15 protein-coding genes and 1 pseudogene are annotated in these 17,379 nt (G+C 64.2%); 9 read left to right on the plus strand and 7 right to left on the minus strand.

The genetic code is table 11. From position 1 onward, the window contains the following. Nucleotides 1–47: 47 nt before the first annotated feature. Complete coding sequence (locus K5R33_RS17615; RefSeq protein WP_220750398.1) at nucleotides 48–1,553, plus strand: malonate--CoA ligase; 1,506 nt, start codon at nucleotides 48–50, stop codon at nucleotides 1,551–1,553. A gap of 138 nt (nucleotides 1,554–1,691) precedes the next feature. On the opposite strand, the gene K5R33_RS17620 is transcribed toward K5R33_RS17615, so the two are convergent. The 6 genes from K5R33_RS17620 to rpsF form a co-directional block, all read right to left on the minus strand. Beyond that, on the minus strand, nucleotides 1,692–3,656 hold the full coding sequence (locus tag K5R33_RS17620; RefSeq protein WP_220750399.1) for a bifunctional 2',3'-cyclic-nucleotide 2'-phosphodiesterase/3'-nucleotidase: 1,965 nt from the start codon (nucleotides 3,654–3,656) through the stop codon (nucleotides 1,692–1,694). Between the two features lie 201 nt (nucleotides 3,657–3,857). Beyond that, nucleotides 3,858–5,096: a CoA transferase gene (locus tag K5R33_RS17625; RefSeq protein ID WP_255576502.1), complete on the minus strand. Its 1,239-nt coding sequence runs from the start codon at nucleotides 5,094–5,096 to the stop codon at nucleotides 3,858–3,860. Next, complete coding sequence (locus K5R33_RS17630; RefSeq protein WP_220750400.1) at nucleotides 5,093–5,926, minus strand: HTD2 family dehydratase; 834 nt, start codon at nucleotides 5,924–5,926, stop codon at nucleotides 5,093–5,095. Before K5R33_RS17630 ends, K5R33_RS17625 begins: the two co-directional genes overlap by 4 nt. A gap of 349 nt (nucleotides 5,927–6,275) precedes the next feature. Beyond that, a complete protein-coding gene (rplI, locus tag K5R33_RS17635) occupies nucleotides 6,276–6,905 on the minus strand; it encodes a 50S ribosomal protein L9 (RefSeq protein WP_220750401.1) in 630 nt (209 codons plus the stop codon). A gap of 12 nt (nucleotides 6,906–6,917) precedes the next feature. Next, nucleotides 6,918–7,145 (minus strand): 30S ribosomal protein S18, encoded by a 228-nt coding sequence (gene rpsR, locus K5R33_RS17640; protein ID WP_220750402.1) that lies wholly within the window; start codon nucleotides 7,143–7,145, stop codon nucleotides 6,918–6,920. Between the two features lie 12 nt (nucleotides 7,146–7,157). Further along, nucleotides 7,158–7,511: a 30S ribosomal protein S6 gene (gene rpsF, locus K5R33_RS17645; protein ID WP_220750403.1), complete on the minus strand. Its 354-nt coding sequence runs from the start codon at nucleotides 7,509–7,511 to the stop codon at nucleotides 7,158–7,160. A gap of 207 nt (nucleotides 7,512–7,718) precedes the next feature. Between rpsF and K5R33_RS17650 the strand changes: the two genes are divergently transcribed. From K5R33_RS17650 to K5R33_RS17660, 3 genes are all read left to right on the plus strand, one after another. Next, nucleotides 7,719–9,155, plus strand: coding sequence for a right-handed parallel beta-helix repeat-containing protein (locus K5R33_RS17650; RefSeq protein ID WP_255576503.1), 1,437 nt, complete (start codon nucleotides 7,719–7,721; stop codon nucleotides 9,153–9,155). A gap of 200 nt (nucleotides 9,156–9,355) precedes the next feature. Next, a complete protein-coding gene (locus tag K5R33_RS17655; protein WP_220750404.1) occupies nucleotides 9,356–9,934 on the plus strand; it encodes a YceI family protein in 579 nt (192 codons plus the stop codon). Nucleotides 9,935–10,155: 221 nt separating this feature from the next. Continuing rightward, nucleotides 10,156–10,944 carry an SDR family oxidoreductase gene (locus K5R33_RS17660; RefSeq protein ID WP_220750405.1) on the plus strand — a complete coding sequence of 263 codons (789 nt, stop codon included), beginning with the start codon at nucleotides 10,156–10,158 and terminating at the stop codon, nucleotides 10,942–10,944. A gap of 37 nt (nucleotides 10,945–10,981) precedes the next feature. Here K5R33_RS17660 and K5R33_RS17665 read toward each other — a convergent pair whose 3' ends face one another. Beyond that, entirely contained in the window at nucleotides 10,982–12,196 is a 1,215-nt protein-coding gene (locus K5R33_RS17665) for an acyl-CoA dehydrogenase (protein ID WP_220750406.1), read from the minus strand. A gap of 112 nt (nucleotides 12,197–12,308) precedes the next feature. Here K5R33_RS17665 and K5R33_RS17670 point away from each other — a divergent pair, with 112 nt between their 5' ends. The 5 genes and pseudogenes from K5R33_RS17670 (at nucleotide 12,309) to K5R33_RS17690 (ending at nucleotide 17,194) form a co-directional block, all read left to right on the plus strand. Continuing rightward, complete coding sequence (locus K5R33_RS17670; protein ID WP_220750407.1) at nucleotides 12,309–13,187, plus strand: AAA family ATPase; 879 nt, start codon at nucleotides 12,309–12,311, stop codon at nucleotides 13,185–13,187. 70 nt (nucleotides 13,188–13,257) lie between these two features. Beyond that, complete coding sequence (locus K5R33_RS17675; protein WP_220750408.1) at nucleotides 13,258–14,484, plus strand: vWA domain-containing protein; 1,227 nt, start codon at nucleotides 13,258–13,260, stop codon at nucleotides 14,482–14,484. A 187-nt stretch (nucleotides 14,485–14,671) separates the two neighbouring features. Beyond that, nucleotides 14,672–15,031: pseudogene (locus K5R33_RS17680) on the plus strand (DUF1203 domain-containing protein); the annotation flags it as partial. A 202-nt stretch (nucleotides 15,032–15,233) separates the two neighbouring features. Further along, nucleotides 15,234–16,214 carry an XdhC family protein gene (locus K5R33_RS17685; protein ID WP_220750409.1) on the plus strand — a complete coding sequence of 327 codons (981 nt, stop codon included), beginning with the start codon at nucleotides 15,234–15,236 and terminating at the stop codon, nucleotides 16,212–16,214. Between the two features lie 5 nt (nucleotides 16,215–16,219). Next, nucleotides 16,220–17,194, plus strand: a complete 975-nt coding sequence (locus K5R33_RS17690; protein WP_220750410.1) for a molybdopterin-binding protein — start codon at nucleotides 16,220–16,222, stop codon at nucleotides 17,192–17,194. Nucleotides 17,195–17,379: the final 185 nt, after the last annotated feature.

Below are 17,379 nucleotides of genomic sequence, written 5' to 3' on the forward strand. Positions count from 1 at the left end.
CGGCTGCCGCACAACGTGGCCAACCCATTGGGTGCGCAGGAGGCTCCATGTCCAACCCTCTCTTTGATGGCCTGTTTGGGCGCCATGCGGAAAACGACGCGCCGTTTCTGATCACGTCCTCGGCCCAGACCCTAAGCTATCGCGCCTTCGTCGCCCGCTCCGCACGGTTTGCCCATGCATTGAAAGGCCTCGGCGTGACACCTGGCGACCGGGTTGCTGCGCAGATAGAGAAATCGCCCGACGCGCTCGTCCTCTACGCGGCTTGCGCGCGGCTGGGGGCCGTCTTCCTGCCACTGAATACGGCTTACACAGCGGCAGAGGTTGCCTACTTCGTCGAGGATTCAGGGGCGCGAGTATTCGTGTGCGATCCGGCCAAGGTGGAGGCTCTGCAACCGGTGGCGGACCAGGCCGGGGCGCAGCTGGCCACGCTGGGTGCGGGCGGCGATGGAACATTGGCCGATCTGGCAGAGGCAGCCAGTGAGACCTTTGAAACCGTGCCGAGGCGGGGTGAGGATTTGGCGGCGTTCCTCTATACCTCCGGCACGACGGGGCGGTCCAAGGGGGCGATGCTGACCCAGGACAACCTGTTGTCGAACGCGAAGACCTTGGCCGAGGCCTGGCGGTTTACGGCGGAGGACGTCCTGCTGCATGCGCTGCCGATCTTTCACACGCACGGGCTGTTCGTGGCCACCAACGTCGTCTTGCTGACGGGTGGGGCCATGCTGTTCCTGCCGAAATTCGACTTGGAGGACGTTCTGACGGGGCTGCCCCAGGCCACCACCATGATGGGGGTGCCCACGTTCTACACGCGCCTCCTGGATGACGACCGTTTCACGGGTGACCGGGTTGCCCATATGCGCCTGTTCACGTCCGGCTCCGCCCCCATGCTCGCGGACACCCATCGGGCCTTTACCGCGCGCACGGGACACCGGATCCTAGAACGCTACGGGATGACCGAGACGAATATGACCACGTCGAACCCTTATGAGGGGGATCGGCGTCCGGGCACGGTGGGGCTGCCTTTGCCCGGCGTCGAGGTCCGTATCCTGGCGGACGGGGCGGAGGTTTCGCCTGGCGAGACGGGCATGATCGAAGTGCGCGGACCAAATGTCTTCCAGGGATATTGGAACATGCCAGAGAAAACCGCCGAAGAGTTGCGCCCGGACGGATGGTTCATCACCGGCGATTTGGGCACATGGTCGGATGATGGCTATGTGACGATCGTCGGGCGGGCCAAGGACCTGATCATATCGGGCGGGTTCAACATCTACCCAAAAGAGTTGGAACAGGTTTTGGACGCCCAGCCGGGCGTTTTGGAGTCCGCCGTCATCGGCGTCCCGCACCCAGATTTCGGGGAAACGCCCCTGGCTGTTTTGGTGCCGGAGGCCGGGGCAACGCTTGATCGGCAGGCGATTGCCGAGGCGGTGGGGACGGCGCTGGCACGGTTCAAACATCCATCCCGGTATGAGGTGATCGACGCCCTTCCGCGCAATACCATGGGCAAGGTCCAGAAAGCCGTGCTCCGCGACCTTTATGGGGCGGCGAAAACGTGAAGGTGTGAGGGGGCGTCGCCCCCGCCCTGCGGGCCCCCCGCATATTTGTGGAACATCGAAGGGCAGGCCGCCGCATTAACCTTAACGCGGCGCCACATTCCATCACGGGTCTGCAAATACTCCGGCGTAACGCCGCAGTTAGAGCGTCATGCGGAATTGGAGGAAGCCCTCGTCAGATGTTCCAGCTTCTTCCAGGGTGACGCCTGGGACACCGTCCGCATAGGTCGCGCCGCCGGGGCCGGTTTCAAAAATCGCAGTCGTCCCCTCCATGGGTTTGAAGGACCAATTGCCGTCGGCGCTGGGGCTGATGGTGCCTTGGTCAATGATGTAGCGGACGATGACGTCGCGGTTGGTGTCCGGTGCTTCCAGGATGATGGTCGAGCCGTCTGCCCCGGGGAAGGACCCGCCGCCAGAGGCGCGGTAGTTGTTGGTCGCGATTATGAACTCGGCATCCATGTCCAGGGGCGCACCGTCATAGCTGAGGTCGACGATCCGGTTCGCATTTGGGTTGATCACAGCGCCATCGCGGTCAAAGCGGGAGGGTTGGCTGAGATCGATCTGGTAGGTCACGCCGTCCATGACATCGAAGTTGTAGGACGGGAACTCCGGGTTGAGGAGCGGCGCGTCCGTGGCGCCCGCCTCGACCTGGTTGAACATCCCGGCGGAGCGTTCGAGCCAGTCTTTGACCTGCTGGCCGGTGACGCGGACAGCCCGCACGGTGTTGGGATAGAGGTAGAGGTCCGCTACGTTGCGGATGGCCACGTCGCCTGCGGCCACATCCGTATAGTACTCCGGCCCGCCGCGACCGCCGGCCTTGAAGGGGGCCGCCGCCGATAGGATCGGCAGGCCCGCGTGTTCGGTGCCCGCAAGCAATTGTTCGACGTACCATTTCTGCGCGATGGAGACGATCTGGACCGAGGGGTCATCGGCCACCAGCGCAAAGTAGGAATGCAAAGGCGCGTCGGTCTTGCCCACGGCGCGGCGCACATAGGCGAGGGCTGCGTCATGGTCGGCCTGGGTCGCATCGAGCACCGTTTGCGCGCTCTCGACTTGAGGCTGCCAGGAGCGGTCCTCTTGCCGGATCGCGATGGGACGAACCTCAGACGTGGAGGCGGTCACCTTCCAGCTGCGGCCATCCTTTTCCAGCATCAGGTCGATCAGACCCATGTGGCTGCCCCAAAAGCCCGGCATGACGGCGGGTTTGCCATGGATCGTGCCCGCTTCGGCATCGACCCCCGCAATGCCCGCATAGGCATCGCTGGGGAAGGTGCGGTGGTGGTGACCCGTCAGCACGGCGTCGATCCCCGGGATCGCGGCCAGGGGGACGGAGGCGTTCTCCATCATCTCTTCAGGCTGAGCCGCGCCAATGCCGGAGTGGGATAGGGCGACGATGATATCCGCGCCCTCTTCCTTCATTTGCGGCACATAGGCCTCAGCGGCGGCGAGGATGTCGCGGACCTGAACGTTGCCTTCCAGATGACGACGGTCCCACTGCATGATTTGGGGGGGCGTAAAGCCGATGATCCCTACTTTGATCGGGTGGGTTTCGCCCGCGCCGTCGGTGACCTGCGTGTCAAGAATGGCGTAGGGCGGAACGAGTGTCTTGTCTTCGCGTGGGGTCGTGCCGAGTTCTGTGGCCACGTTGGCCAACACCACGGGGAAATCAGCCCGGGCCAGCGCTTTCATCAGGAAGTCCAGCCCATAGTTGAACTCGTGGTTCCCAATGGTGGCCCCGTCAAAGCCCACGGCGTTCATGGCGGCGATAATCGGGTGGAGGTCGCCGTCCTTGAGACCGCGCTCATAGGCCATGTAGTCGCCCAGCGGGTTGCCCTGCAGAAAGTCGCCATTGTCGAGGACGAGGCTGTTGCCCGCTTCGGCCCGGACCTGTTCGATCAGGCTTGCTGTGCGCGCCAGGCCCACGGTGTCGACCGCGCGGTCGCCGTAGTAGTCGTAGGGCCAGACGTGGACGTGTAGATCCGTCGTCTCGGCGATGCGCAGATGGGCCTGCCCAGCCTTTGCCTTGGCGGCGAAGGGGTGGACCACCAAAAGGCCAGCGGCCCCGGCGGTGGTGGACAGAAAACGACGGCGGGTAAAATCAGTCATGGCGCTGGCTCCGAAGCAAATCAGTGATCGTCATTCATCAGCCAAATGTAACAGAGGCGAGATGCTTGCCGATTTGATTTTGGATGTTCGGAGAAGACACGGCAAGGCGTGCGCAAAAATCCGCCGCGCCATGCCCTCTGTGCTCTCGCCGCTGCAGTTGAGGCTGGCGACGCGAATTGCGCGCCGCCAGCCATCTGCGGTCTAAGCGGCTGTCTGCGTGGCGTGTGGGGCTGGGCCTTCGACGATGCCCTTGTCGAAAAGCCGACCGATTGACCCTCCGGGCAGGCCCAAGACCTCTGCGAGGATTTCCTCAGTATGGGCGCCTAAGACGGGGGCGGACCCTGGGTGACAAGTGGCTTGGGCGCTGAAGGTCGCGGGATGTCGCGGTGTGAGGAACGTGCCCACCCCGGGATGGCTGACCTGCGCAAACATGGGGTTGTCCGTGGTGAGGTCTGGGTCCTGGGCCATGGCCTCTCGCACGGTTCGGAACTCCGACCAGGTCAGGCCGCGCGCGTTGAAGTCCGCCTCGAAATCCGCAACGCGTCTGGCGGCGAACCAGGGGGCCAGGACCTCGGTAATCGCAGCGCGGTGCCGCCAACGGTGCCCTTCCAGGTCTAGCGAGACGCCGAGACGCGCTTCGAGCGCCGCCATTGCGTCGCTGAGACCCGTCCCTGCGATCAGACCCCGCCATTGCCGGTGGGTTAAGCCGATCACCATCACACGCCGACCATCGGCGCAGAGGAAGTCCTGCCCATAGGCGCCATAGAGCGCGTTGCCCGCTTTGCCCCGGTCCTGTGCGTTGAGAGAGGCGTCCGCGATCATGCCCAGATGACCGAGCGTGGCGGCGGCGACGTCCTTGAGCGCCAGTTCGACCTCTTGCCCGCCATGGCCCCGCAGGCGGTGTCGCTCAGCGGCCAAAAGAGCCGAAACGCACATATTCCCGGCGATGAGATCCCAGGCCGGAAGGGCATGGGCAACGGGGTCGGCATGGTCCTCCGGTCCGGTCATGTGGGGCACGCCGAGCGCTGGATTCACGGTGTAATCCACCTGCGGTCGCCCGTGCCGGTCCCCCGTCAGGGTGACCATGACCAAGTCTTCGCGGTGCCGGCGCAGGGTCTCGTAGTCCATCCAACCTCTGACCCGCAGATTGGTCAGGAATAGACCGGCGTCTGGTCCGGGGGCCGTGATGATCTCTGTGATCAGTTCACGGCCCTCGGACGATTTCATGTCGACGGCGATGGACTTCTTGCCCTTGTTCATCCCCGCCCAAAACAGACTTTGACCATTGGGGGCGAGCGGCCATCGACCGGCGTCTAGGCCTCCGCCGATGCGATCAAAGCGGATCACTTCGGCCCCCATCTGCGCCAGCGTCATGCCAGCGAGGGGCACGGCGACGAAGGCGGACCCTTCAACGACGCGCATACCGGACAGGACGCTCATTGGGTTTCTTCCCAGACGGCCTGGGCTTGCATGCATTGATGCCCGTCCTGGCCCGTCCACAACCGCAGACCTTCGTCGTCCGCCTCCATTGCGATGTCACATTGCGTGCCGGCGAACATGGGGTGGACACTGCGATAGTCGAAAAACAGTGGTGTCCGTCCCTTGGCTCGGGTGGCAGCCCGAAGCAGCAGCGTGGCCTGCAGGGGACCGTGAACCACGAGGTCGGGATAATGCTCTACCTGCTGCGCATAGCTACGGTCGTAGTGAATGCGGTGGGCGTTGAAGGTCACCGCCGAATACCGAAAGAGGAGCGTCTCGGTCGGATCCACGTGTTCGGATGGGGCCGCTGGAAGGGGCTGGACCTTAGGCGGACGATAGCTGTCCGGGATTTCCAGATAGACGATGTCCTGGCGCTCTTCGATGGCGAGGCCCCGGCTGCCATGGATCTCATGGTCCAGGGTCACCAGGACCATCGGGCCGCTCCGACCTATCTTTTCGACGACCGAGCGCACCTTGGACCGGCGGTGCAAAGGCTCCCCGACTTGGATGGCGCGATGGAACGTCAGGGCGCCCGAGGCCCACATGCGACGGGGAAGCGGCACGGGTGGGAGCAGGTGCTGACCTTGGGGGTGACCATCGCGGCCAAGCATTTCTTGCGGCGCCGCATTCGGAAAGGCGCACCAGTGCCAGAGGCCGGGCACCGTATCGCCCCGACGCGGCGCGGGACCGTCCCCCAGAAATGCGTGGATTTGAGCGGCCTGGTGGTCGGTCACACAACCGTCAGAAATCGCTTCCCGACCGGCCCAAGCGTCAACATTCACCTTGTCCATGATCTTGTCCTCCTGGGCGCCACACGACCCGAGGAAGATGAAAAAATCAAACAAAATAAATGATTTAGCGGAATACCGTCGTATGCAGAACGCAGGCTTTCGCAGGTGCGGCATTTGAATTTGCGACGTTTTCGGAATCGATTCTGCGTCTGCACGCGCGACATTTTTCGCGTCACGTCGCCACGGAAATGTCCCATCTCTCTGGCACGGCCCATGCGAATCACCTGCCATTGGCCGCAGGTCCGACCGCTCTGGCGGACCGAAATGCCGGGGGGCAGAAGCGCCAGGATCTACGCAAAAGGCCGCCCCGGGGGGCGGCCTCGTGTACTCGTTACTGAAAAAGAAACCCTTAGTTGGGCTGGTCGTCCGCACCATTGCCTTCGGGCGTGGCAACGGGGCCGCCATCGTCGTCGAAATCATCGGCGGCGCCGCCGATGTCGTCGAACAACTCGTTGATCTCGAACTCAGCGGCGGCTTCTTCTTCCGCGGCCAGTTCCTGGATCGATTTACCAGCGGCCTGAAGCTCGGCTTCTTCGGTCGAACGAGCAACGTTCAACTCGATTTCGACCTCGACTTCGGGGTGCAGTTTCACGGTCACCTTGTGCAGGCCCAATTCCTTGATGGGCGCTTGCAGGGCCACCTGACCACGGGCGACGGTGAACCCACCTTCGGTGGCGGCTTCGGCCGCGTCACGGGTGGTGACCGAGCCGTAAAGGTAACCCGCGTCGGAGGCTTGGCGGATCACGACGAACTGTTCGCCATCCAGCTTGGCGCCCAGCGCCTCGGCCTCTTTCTTGGTTTCCAGATTGTCGGCTTCCAGCTGTGCCTTGCGGCTTTCGAAAGCAGCGACATTGGCCTCAGAGGCCGTCAGCGCTTTGCCCTGGGGCAGCAGAAAGTTGCGGGCGTAGCCGGGCTTGACGTCGACCAGGTCGCCCATCTGGCCCAGCTTGGCCACGCGTTCCAGAAGGATCAGTTGCATGATGCTTTCTCCTTACTTCACGGCGTAGGGCAGCAGGGCGAGGAACCGAGCACGCTTGATCGCACGGGCGAGCTTGCGCTGGTTCTTGGCCGAGACAGCGGTGATACGGGCAGGGACGATCTTGCCGCGCTCGCTGATGTAGCGCTGCAGCAGACGGGTGTCCTTGTAATCGATCTTGGGGGCGTTGGGGCCCTCGAACGGATCGGTCTTACGGCGACGGAAAAACGGTTTGGCAGCCATGTCTGTCTCTCCTTATCGGCGTTCACGGCGCTCGGAGCGCTCGTCGCGTTTCTGCATCTGGATCGACGGACCCTCAACGTGGGCATCGACCTTCACGGTCAGGACGCGCATCACGTCATCGTGCAGACGGGCCAGACGCTCCATTTCCTGCACGGCGGCCGACGGGGCGTCGGTGCGCAGGAAGGCGTAGTGGCCCTTGCGGTTCTTGTTGATCTTGTAGGCCATGGTCTTCACGCCCCAGTACTCGCTATCGACGACGGTGCCGCCGTTGTCCGCGAGGACGGTGCTGAAGTGTTCGACAAGGCCTTCGGCTTGCGCGTTGGACAGGTCCTGACGCGCGATCATCACATGCTCATAGAGCGGCATGGTCACTCCTGTTTTTGTAACGCGTGTTTCATAGCCCGGCTTATGGCCCGCCAACCGGACACGAGAGACCACGCGGGCATCGTCGTACGGCGGGATGACGGGCGTATAGCGACGTGAGCGGGACGCGCAAGACCCGACGTTGACGGTGGTCCGATGCTGGCGCACGGTGAGGCATCGCCGTTGCTTTTTTGTATTTTAGGGAATTTTATGGCCGACTTTACCGTGACGCGGTTGGACGATGCGACAGATGCCACCTTGCCTGGCCTCACCCTGCGCCAAGCGATCCTCGCGGCCAATGCGACCCCTGGGCTGGACGACGTGGTCTTTGCCAGCGATCTGGAAGGGGAGATCGACCTGACGGACGGTGCGCTTCGCCTCCAGGACGGAACGCGTGTGACGGGCCCTTTTGGGTCGGATGGCACGCCTTTGATCGTCGTGGATGCCCAGGGCAACAGCCGCGTGCTGGACGTCAGCGATGAGGGCAGTGTGACGGACCTGTCGCTGCGTGGCGGTCGCGCGGACGAGGGCGGCGGCATTCTTGTGCGCGAGGGGGCGGATCTGACGCTGACGAACGTGCACGTATTCGACAATGCGGCGACGTTCTTCGGTGGCGGTCTCTTCGTGGAAGAGACTGCGCGCCTCACCATGACCGGGTCCCGCGTTTTCGACAACGAGACGACGGCGTTTGGGTTCACGCCCGGCGGCGGTGGTCTGTTCGCAAGTCCGAGGTCGGTTGTCAGACTGTCCGATAGCAGCTTTGTCGAGAACCAGGGCAACGACGGCGGCGGCATTCGGTTTCTAAGCGCGGATGTCACAATCGTGCGGTCAGAGTTTGTGAACAACTACGGGCCCCTTGGTGCCCAGGTGTCTGGCGGCGACGGTGGGCGTCTGCGGGTCACAGAAACGCTGGTGTCTGGGGGCAGCAGCTATGCGTTCACAGGGCCGTTCTTCGGTCCGATGGATGTGGAGATCCGCTTGCCGCGCCGCACAGAGGAAGAGTTTGCCGTCTTCGCCGGGGAGGATGCTGACCGGTTCGTGCTCAGCCCCGACAGCGATGCGGATCTTTTTTATGTTTCGGGCGGGGGCCAGGACACCGTTATCGCGGGCCGGGGCGATGATCGCATCTTCGGTGAGCAGGGCGGCACCGCCGACGATCGCTTTTTCGGTCGGTCCGGTCGCGACGAACTATCTGGCGATGATGGGAATGACTTTTTGAACGGGGGGCAGGGGGCCGACACCCTGCGCGGCGACGCAGGGAACGACACGTTGATCGGCGGCAATGACGGGGGCGATGTCCTGATCGGCGGGGACGGCGCGGACGTCTTCGCGTTCTTAGGGTCCCACAGGGCGGAGCAGGGCGCGACCATCGAAGATTTTGGAACTGGCGACGTGATCGCTTTGGATGATCGCCTGTTTATCGGGACAGCTTTAGCACGGGTTGCCGACGAGAGTTTTGATCCCAGGTCCGTTACCGAAGCTATGGTGCAGACTGCCCTGTCGTCCGGCGTCATGGAGTACGACGCCGCGACGGGCAGTCTTGCCATCAATCGCCCGCTGGAGGCGGGGCAGGACGCAAGCCGGATCGAGTTGCTGCGTATCACCCCTGATACGGCCTTGGCAGCGGATGATTTTGTGATTTTCTAATCGACTGATCCCGGCGAGACGGACCTTGCGCCAGCCAGGGGGCCGGGTGTTGTGCAAATCGCCTGGGCACCCCACGGGAACGTGATGCCCTGGTGCGCAGGCGCACGGGGTCTGTGTGCCTGCGACGCTTTGTCTTTGCGAGCCGTCGCCTCATATCTTTGGATGTAAGAGCCGCCGATCACACCCAACAGGAGTTTCCCATGATCCGCACTGCTGCCGCTGCCTTCGCCGCGCTCACGCTGGCCACACCCGTCTTGGCCGATGCCGAGGCCTATGTCCTCGACGCCAGCCACAGCCAAATCATCTTCAGCTATGATCACTTGGGCTTTTCAACGACCTACGGCATGTTCTCGGGCTTTGAGGGGACGATTAACTTCGACGCCGACGCGCCCGAAAACTCGTCCGTCTCCGTCGAGATGCCGCTGAGCATGATGTTCACGGGCTGGGAACAGCGAGACGCGCATTTCCAGTCGCCTGACTTCTTGGACGCCGCCGCCAATCAGTTGGTGAGCTTCACCTCCACCGCGATAGAAGTCACGGGGGAAGATACGGCGCTGATTACGGGCGATCTGACCCTGGGTGGGGTCACCCAATCCATCGTGTTGGACGCCAAACTCAACCAAGCCGCCGACCACCCGATGCAGAACAAGCCCTGGCTTGGCTTTGACGCGACCACGACCCTCCTGCGGTCGGACTTTGATGCGGGCAACTTCGCGCCCTTCGTCTCCGACGAGGTGGAGGTGACCATTTCGATTGAGGCGCTGAAGGCCGACGCCTAAGGTCAGACGACACGTTTCACACCGAGGGCCGTCCAGGATTGGGCGGCCCTTTTTGTCTGCGCGCCTTGATTTCGAGCGGTTGAACAGGCACGTTCGGCACACCAGAGGAGAGATTTTAGATGGATCAGAGCCACCGGTAATCCGGTTCCGACGCTTTAGCAGGCGACACGCGCAGCCCGCGCGCCGCTCGACGTGATCCATAGACCTCCAAAGGACATTCCATGCCCAGATTGACTGGTAAGACGGCCCTCGTGACAGGGGCGGCCCGCGGGATTGGTGCTGCCATCGCCAAGGCCTTCGTTGCCGAAGGCGCCCAAGTCATCGTGACCGACAAAGACGACGAAGCTGGCCGGGCGACGGCCCAGGATATAGCTGCGCGCTTTCTGCATCTCGATGTCTCCAGCGAGGCCGATTGGCAGGCCATCGCGGAGGCGGTGCCCAGGCTCGACATTCTCGTGAACAACGCAGGCATCACCGGCTTTGAGGGAGAGGACGGGCCGCCCCCCGCCCATGACCCGGAACACGCCACGCTGGCCGATTGGCGCGCGGTCCATGCCACGAATTCCGACGGGACCTTCCTTGGCTGTCGCTATGCCATTGGAGCCATGCGAGAGACCGGTGCGGGGTCGATCATCAATATCTCCTCCCGTTCCGGCATGGTGGGGATCCCTATGGCCGCCGCCTATGCCGCATCGAAGGCGGCGATCCGCAACCATACCAAGACTGTCGCGCTCTATTGTGCGGGGCAGGGCCTGGCCATCCGCTGCAACTCCATCCACCCGGCGGCCATCATGACCCCTATGTGGGAGCCGATGCTGGGCGATGGGCCAGACCGGGAGGCACGCGCAGCCGCCTTTGTTGCGGATACGCCAATGCAGCGGTTTGGTCAGCCGGAGGAAGTGGCCGCCCTGGCCGTCATGCTCGCCTCGGACGAGGCGGCCTACGTGACCGGGACGGAACTCACGATTGACGGCGGTATCCTTGCCGGATCAGCCGCAACGCCCGGCTAGAACGTTTGGGCCGCCCCTGAGGCGGCCCGCACCCGCCTCAAAAGAAGGCCTGCAACCCCGTCTGCGCCCGCCCCAGGATCAGGGCATGGACATCATGCGTGCCCTCGTAAGTGTTCACCGTCTCCAGGTTCATCATGTGACGGATCACGCCATAATCCTCCGAGATCCCGTTCCCGCCGTGCATATCCCGCGCCAGGCGCGCGATGTCCAAAGCCTTGCCGCAATTGTTGCGCTTCAGGATGGAGATCATTTCCGGCGCCGCGCGCCCCTGATCCATCAGACGACCGACACGCAAGACGCCCTGCAACCCTAGGGCAATCTCTGTCTGCATGTCGGCCAGCTTTTTCTGGAACAACTGCGTCTGCGCCAGTGGTTTGCCGAATTGCTTGCGATCCATCCCATACTGACGCGCCGCGTGCCAACAGGCCTCGGCCGCGCCCATGACGCCCCAACCGATGCCGTAACGCGCCCGATTCAAACAGCCGAAAGGTCCCTTGAGGCCCTGCACGCCGGGCAACAGCGCCTCCTCGCTTACCTCGACCCCATCCATGACAATCTCGCCAGTAGTCGAGGCGCGCAGACTTTGCTTGCCGGTGATCTTGGGCGCGCTCAGCCCCGCCATCCCTTTTTCCAGGATAAACCCACGGATCTTCCCGCCGTGGGCCTCTGACTTGGCCCAAACGACGAAGACATCGGCGAAGGGCGCATTGGAGATCCACATCTTCGATCCGACCAGGCGATAACCATTCGTCGTCTTCTCGGCGCGCGTCTTCATACCGGCTGGGTCGGATCCGGCATCCGGTTCGGTCAAGCCGAAGCAGCCGATCAACGTGCCCGCCGCCAATCCCGGCAGGTATTTCTGGCGCTGGGCGTCTGATCCATAGGCATGGATGGGGTACATCACCAAAGAGGATTGCACCGACATCATCGACCGATACCCGCTGTCGATGCGTTCAATCTCCCGCGCTACCAACCCATAGGTGACATAGCTGCCGCCCAGACCGCCGTATTCCTCCGGGATTGTGATCCCCAGCAATCCGGCGGCGCCCATCTTGGCAAAGATCTCGGGGTTGGCCGTCTCGTTGGCGTAGGCGTCGCGGACGAGGGGCGCGAGGACATCGCCCGCAAAGGCCGCCGCACCGTCCCGCAAAAGCCGTTCGTCTTCCCCAAGCTGGTCTTCGAGCAGAAAGGGATCGGCCCAATCGAAGGCGGCAAGATCTGGGCCGAAACCCGTGGCGGCGATATCCTTCATCGTGTCCTCCGGCACATGTGATCCGTCAGGGGTAAGACTTAAGTCGGGCTTAGGCAACGCGACTGGCTGTCCTGCGGTTGACGGCGCCCGGTGGGCCATGCCCCATGGCGCCATGACCTCTATCGACGACCTTCAGGCCCAGCTGGCCGATCAGAATTACGTCTGCGGCAGGGCGCTTGCCACTGTCGCCTTCCTCGCACTGACCCTGCAGCGGCCGCTGTTTTTGGAGGGGGAGGCCGGGACCGGCAAGACCGAGATCGCCAAGGCCATCGCCGCGGCCTTGGGGCGCAGGTTGATCCGGTTGCAGTGTTATGAGGGTCTCGATGCGGCCTCTGCGGTCTACGAATGGAACTTTGCCGCCCAAATGATCGCCATCCGCAAGGCTGAGGCCCTTGGGGGCGAGCCGCCCGATCTCTTCTCCGACGACTTCCTCATCACCCGCCCTCTGCTGGAGGCGATGCGCCCCGACCCGGCGGGCCCCCCGGTCCTCTTGATCGATGAAATCGACCGGACAGACGCGCCCTTCGAAGCGTTTCTGCTGGAAGCCCTGTCGGACTACCAGGTCACCATTCCAGAAACCGGCACGGTCAAGGCCCCGGCACCGCCCATTGTGATCCTGACCTCCAACCGCACGCGCGAGGTCCATGACGCTCTGAAACGCCGGTGCCTCTATCACTGGGTCGACTACCCCGACCACGCCCGTGAGATGGAGATCCTCTCGGCCCGCGCCCCCGAAGCGGCCCGAGCCCTCAGCGCTGAGGTCGTGGCCTTTGTCCAAGCCCTGCGCGGTGAGGATCTGTTCAAAAAGCCGGGCGTCGCGGAAACCATCGACTGGGCGAAATGCCTGCTGGCGCTCGACATCATTGACCTGTCGCCCGAGGTGATCTCCGACACGCTCGGCGCCCTGCTGAAATACCAAGACGACATCCAAAAGGTCGAAGGCGCCGAGGCGAAACGTATTCTCGATGAGGTCCGGGCGGAAATGGCGTGATGCGCATCTCTTTCTTCTCGGCTCAAATATCTCTGGGGGGTCTGGGGGGCTAGCCCCCCAGCCTTGGCCCATGCAGCTGCCCTCCCTCGACCTTCCCGACGATCCCAAACTGGCGGGTAATATCGCCCACTTCGCCGCTGCGCTGCGTCGAGCCGGTGTGCCAGCAGGGCCCGACCGCCTTATTCTCGCGATCCGCGCGGTGACGGCGGCGGGTTTCACCGACAAAGACGATTTCTTCCATACCTTGGAGGCCGTCTTCGTGCAGCGGCCCGAACACCGGGCCACGTTCGCGCAGCTCTTCCGTCTGTATTGGCGCGACCCCCGGTATTTGGAGCACATGATGGGCATGCTCAGTCCCATGGTGTCGGGCGTGCAAGATGACCACGCGGCCAAGCCCGCCGAAAAGCGCGCCGCCCAAGCCCTGCTCAATCAGTTGGATCTGCCTGAGACCGACGTAGAGGACGGGCAAGAGCTGGACATCGACGCCTCGGCCACGGCGTCCGGGCAGGAGCGGTTGAAGACCCTGGATTTTGAACAAATGTCCGGCGCGGAAATGGCCGAGGCGCTGAAGATGCTGGCGACCCTACAGCTGCCGGTGCCCCCCTTGCCCAGTCGTCGGCGGAGCCCTGCCACCCAAGGCAAGGTGGATCGTCGCGCGACCCTGCGGGCGGCCCTACGGCGCGGTGATTTGGCCACCTTGCGCCACAGCGCACCGCGCACGCGCTGGCCCAATCTGGTGGCGCTCTGCGATATCTCGGGGTCCATGTCGTCCTACAGCCGCGCGCTTTTGCATTTTCTGCACGCGGTCTCCAACCGCCAGGGGCAGGGCTGGGCCGAGGTCCATGGCTTCACCTTCGGGACCCGGCTGACGAACATCACGCGGCATTTGCGCACCCGCGATGTGGATGCCGCCCTCGCCGCCGCCGGGGCCGAGGCCCAGGACTGGGAGGGGGGCACCCGCATTGGTGAAGCGCTCCACGCGTTCAACCGTGACTGGTCCCGGCGCGTCTTGGGGCAGGGGGCCATCGTTTTGCTGGTGACCGATGGGTTGGATCGCGGCGAGGCGGACCAACTGGCCTTTGAGGCCCGGCGATTGCATCTGACGGCGCGCCGGGTGATCTGGCTCAACCCGTTGCTTCGGTGGGACGGCTTCGCGCCGAAGGCGGCGGGCATCCGTGCGTTGCTGCCACACGTTGACAGCCTCCGGCCAGGCCATTCCATTGCCTCGCTGGAGGGGCTGGCCGACATGCTGAGCCGCCCAGACGACCCAGGCGCCTTAGCGCGGTTGAGGGGCTAAAGCGCAGATTCCGGGTCGGCGGAAGCTCGGCGCCTCGGCACGGTGAAGGGGTCACCGCAAGAAGGACGATCCCATGCACTTCCTCCCCTATGACCCCGACTTTGTCCGCCAGATGCGGGCGGGCGGCCCGGACGCCAATGGCCAAGTTGCGGAACGTGCCATCAGCGACGGGTAAGGGAAGCCATGTCGGTCTTGCCTGTGCAACATCGAGGCGGGCGAGGGCATGCTGATCCTCGCCGCGCGGCCCTTTCCGGCGCTTCAACCTTACGCGGAACTCGGGCCGATCTTCCTCCATCAGAAGGCTTGCAAAGCGTGGGAGGGACCAGGCCGTCCGCCAATCCTGCGGACGTCACCCGACTACCTGGTCAAAGGCTATACCTCCGACCATCGGATCCGGTACGGCACCGGTGATATCGTTGCATCCGGCGACTTGGACCATGCCATCGCAGATCGCTTGGCCCGTCCGGATATCGCCTTCGTCGATGTGCGGTCCGCACGCAACAATTGCTTTCTGACACGGGTGCGCGCTGAAATCTTGACGGCATGAAGCATGGGCATCCTGGCTCGGGACCATCCGAATGATGGGGTTTCCTGGCCAGTGTCCCACGCGCGACGGGCGGCCTGCGGACAATCACCTGCCGCGCCCTGCGACCTAGGTCGCGTCGGCCCTCTGCCGATCAGCCTTGCGACCGCGGGCGGGCTTGTCCATCCTGTCGTCTGCGGACCAGCGAGCGAACGGGAGGCGCGCGATGACCCCATTAGACGACGCGCCCCGCGCGGCGCTGGAGTGGCACCGGCAAGGCAAGGGCGCGGCCCTGGCGACCGTGATCCAGACCTGGGGCAGTGCGCCGCGTCCCTTGGGCGCGCAACTGGCGATTTCCCAGGATGCCGATCTGGTTGGGTCTGTCTCCGGTGGCTGCGTCGAGGGCGCGGTGGTGGCCGAGGCCCTTGACGCGATGCCCGCAGCCGGGGGCGACGGACAGCACCGCATTCTGGAGTACGGCGTCAGCGACGATGAGGCCTTCGCCGTCGGCTTAGCCTGCGGTGGAACCATCCGCATCTTACTAGAGCCCGTCGGTGGGACCTTGCCCGAGGCTTTGCTGGCCGATCTGGTGGAACGGCGCGCCCGGTCGCAGCCGGTGGGGCAGGCCGTGAACCTGACCACAGGCGCCACGGCCTTGCGGGGCGAAGCGGCGGTTGCGGACCGGCTCCGGACCGATCGCAGCGGTTTGGATGAGGACGGCGAGACCTTCGTGACGCTGCATGCGCCGCCCTTGCGCCTGGCGGTTGTGGGCGGCGTCCACATCGCCCAGGCGTTGGTGCCCATGGCGCGCATAGCAGGCTATGCGCCCACGGTGATCGACCCGCGCGAGGCCTTTGCCGCGCCCGCGCGCTTTCCGGACACGCCACTGGTCCATGATTGGCCTGACGAAGCGATGTCAGCCTTTGCCCCCGATGCCCGAACGGCGGTGGTTCTCCTGACCCATGATCCCAAGCTGGATGATCCGGCCCTGATCGAGGCACTGCGGTCGCCTGCGTTTTACGTCGGCGCGCTCGGCTCCACGCGGACGCATGCCAAGCGCGTCGCGCGTCTGCAGGCGGCCAGGCTGACGGAAGCTGAGATCGCGCGGATCGACGCGCCAATCGGTCTCGACATCGGATCAAAGACGCCGGGCGAAATCGCCGTGGCGATCCTTGCGGCCATGACCGCCGCGCTGCGGCAGGGGTAGGCGCCTTGCGCTTCGGAGAGGTGCCCCTGGCCGCCGCTGAGGGGGCGATCCTCGCCCATTCGGTGGTGATCCCGGGTGGTCGTCTGCGCAAAGGCGCAGTTCTGAGTGCCCAAGACCTGGAGCATCTGGCCGCTGCCGGTGTCGACCGGATCACCGTCGCCCAATTGCAGCCTGGGGATGTGCCAGAGAATGCCGCCGCCGCCCGCCTGGCCCAGGCGCTCTGCGGCCAAGGGCTAGAGGTGCGAGAAGCCTTCACGGGCCGCGCAAACCTCCATGCGACTGGCCCAGGGGTGTTGCGCGTGGATCCTGATGCCATCGCAGCCGTGAACGCTGTCGACCCCATGATCACCGTGGCCACCCTGCCGGAATGGCAGCGCATGGAACCGGGCACCATGGCCGCGACGATCAAGATCATTTCCTATGCCGTGCCAGAGACCGCGTTGGCCCGCGCCTGCGAGGCTGCGACCGGCGCCTTGGCCAGGGCGGCGCCGACAGTCTCCCAGGCCGATTTGATCGTGACCACCCTAGACGGCGCGCCCACGGGGGCCGAGGCGATAATCGCCCGGCTTCAGCGTTTTGGCGTGGCCTGCACGGTGCAGGAAGTCCCGCACCGGACCGAAGCTCTGTCCCAGGCCCTTGCCCGCGCCCAGGCCCCGCTGCGGCTGATACTGACCGCGTCGGCGACGTCGGACCCGCTCGATGTGGGGCCCGCCGCTCTGACAGAGGCTGGCGGGCGCCTGACGCGCTTTGGAATGCCTGTGGATCCGGGCAATCTGTTGTTTCTGGGCGATCTTTCCGATGCCTGTGTGGTCGGCTTGCCGGGCTGTGCGCGATCTCCTGCGTTGAACGGCGCGGATTGGGTGCTGGAGCGGGTGATCTGCGGCGTGCCGGTCACGGACGCGGATATCGCGGGCATGGGCGTTGGGGGGTTGCTCAAGGAGATTCCGACCCGGCCCCAGCCCCGCGAACGTCGTCGTTGACCCTGCATCCTGCCTATTGCTGCAACCGTGCGTCGGACCCGCGACCAAAGGAGTAGTTCTCAGGTCCAGGTCCCTGTGCTTGTCTGCTGTCAACGAACAGGGAGGAGTTGGCAGAGATGTCGGAGCTTAAGCTTACGGTGAATGGAGTTGAGCGTTTTGGCTTGTCGGAGGGTCGGACGTTATTG

It is taken from the genome of Jannaschia pagri (genome assembly GCF_019655435.1).
In the GTDB taxonomy this organism is placed as follows: Bacteria; Pseudomonadota; Alphaproteobacteria; order Rhodobacterales; family Rhodobacteraceae; genus Jannaschia; species Jannaschia pagri.

Excerpts from the sequence above, each read along its gene's own strand:
- K5R33_RS17660 (WP_220750405.1), top strand. The coding sequence starts at position 10,156 with ATGCCCAGATTGACTGGTAAGACGGCCCTCGTGACAGGGGCGGCCCGC.
- K5R33_RS17665 (WP_220750406.1), bottom strand. The coding sequence starts at position 12,196 with ATGAAGGATATCGCCGCCACGGGTTTCGGCCCAGATCTTGCCGCCTTC.
- K5R33_RS17615 (WP_220750398.1), top strand. The coding sequence starts at position 48 with ATGTCCAACCCTCTCTTTGATGGCCTGTTTGGGCGCCATGCGGAAAAC.
- K5R33_RS17625 (WP_255576502.1), bottom strand. The coding sequence starts at position 5,096 with ATGAGCGTCCTGTCCGGTATGCGCGTCGTTGAAGGGTCCGCCTTCGTC.
- rplI (WP_220750401.1), bottom strand. The coding sequence starts at position 6,905 with ATGCAACTGATCCTTCTGGAACGCGTGGCCAAGCTGGGCCAGATGGGC.
- K5R33_RS17630 (WP_220750400.1), bottom strand. The coding sequence starts at position 5,926 with ATGGACAAGGTGAATGTTGACGCTTGGGCCGGTCGGGAAGCGATTTCT.
- K5R33_RS17620 (WP_220750399.1), bottom strand. The coding sequence starts at position 3,656 with ATGACTGATTTTACCCGCCGTCGTTTTCTGTCCACCACCGCCGGGGCC.
- rpsR (WP_220750402.1), bottom strand. The coding sequence starts at position 7,145 with ATGGCTGCCAAACCGTTTTTCCGTCGCCGTAAGACCGATCCGTTCGAG.
- K5R33_RS17675 (WP_220750408.1), top strand. The coding sequence starts at position 13,258 with ATGCAGCTGCCCTCCCTCGACCTTCCCGACGATCCCAAACTGGCGGGT.
- rpsF (WP_220750403.1), bottom strand. The coding sequence starts at position 7,511 with ATGCCGCTCTATGAGCATGTGATGATCGCGCGTCAGGACCTGTCCAAC.
- K5R33_RS17670 (WP_220750407.1), top strand. The coding sequence starts at position 12,309 with ATGACCTCTATCGACGACCTTCAGGCCCAGCTGGCCGATCAGAATTAC.
- K5R33_RS17650 (WP_255576503.1), top strand. The coding sequence starts at position 7,719 with ATGGCCGACTTTACCGTGACGCGGTTGGACGATGCGACAGATGCCACC.
- K5R33_RS17685 (WP_220750409.1), top strand. The coding sequence starts at position 15,234 with ATGACCCCATTAGACGACGCGCCCCGCGCGGCGCTGGAGTGGCACCGG.
- K5R33_RS17655 (WP_220750404.1), top strand. The coding sequence starts at position 9,356 with ATGATCCGCACTGCTGCCGCTGCCTTCGCCGCGCTCACGCTGGCCACA.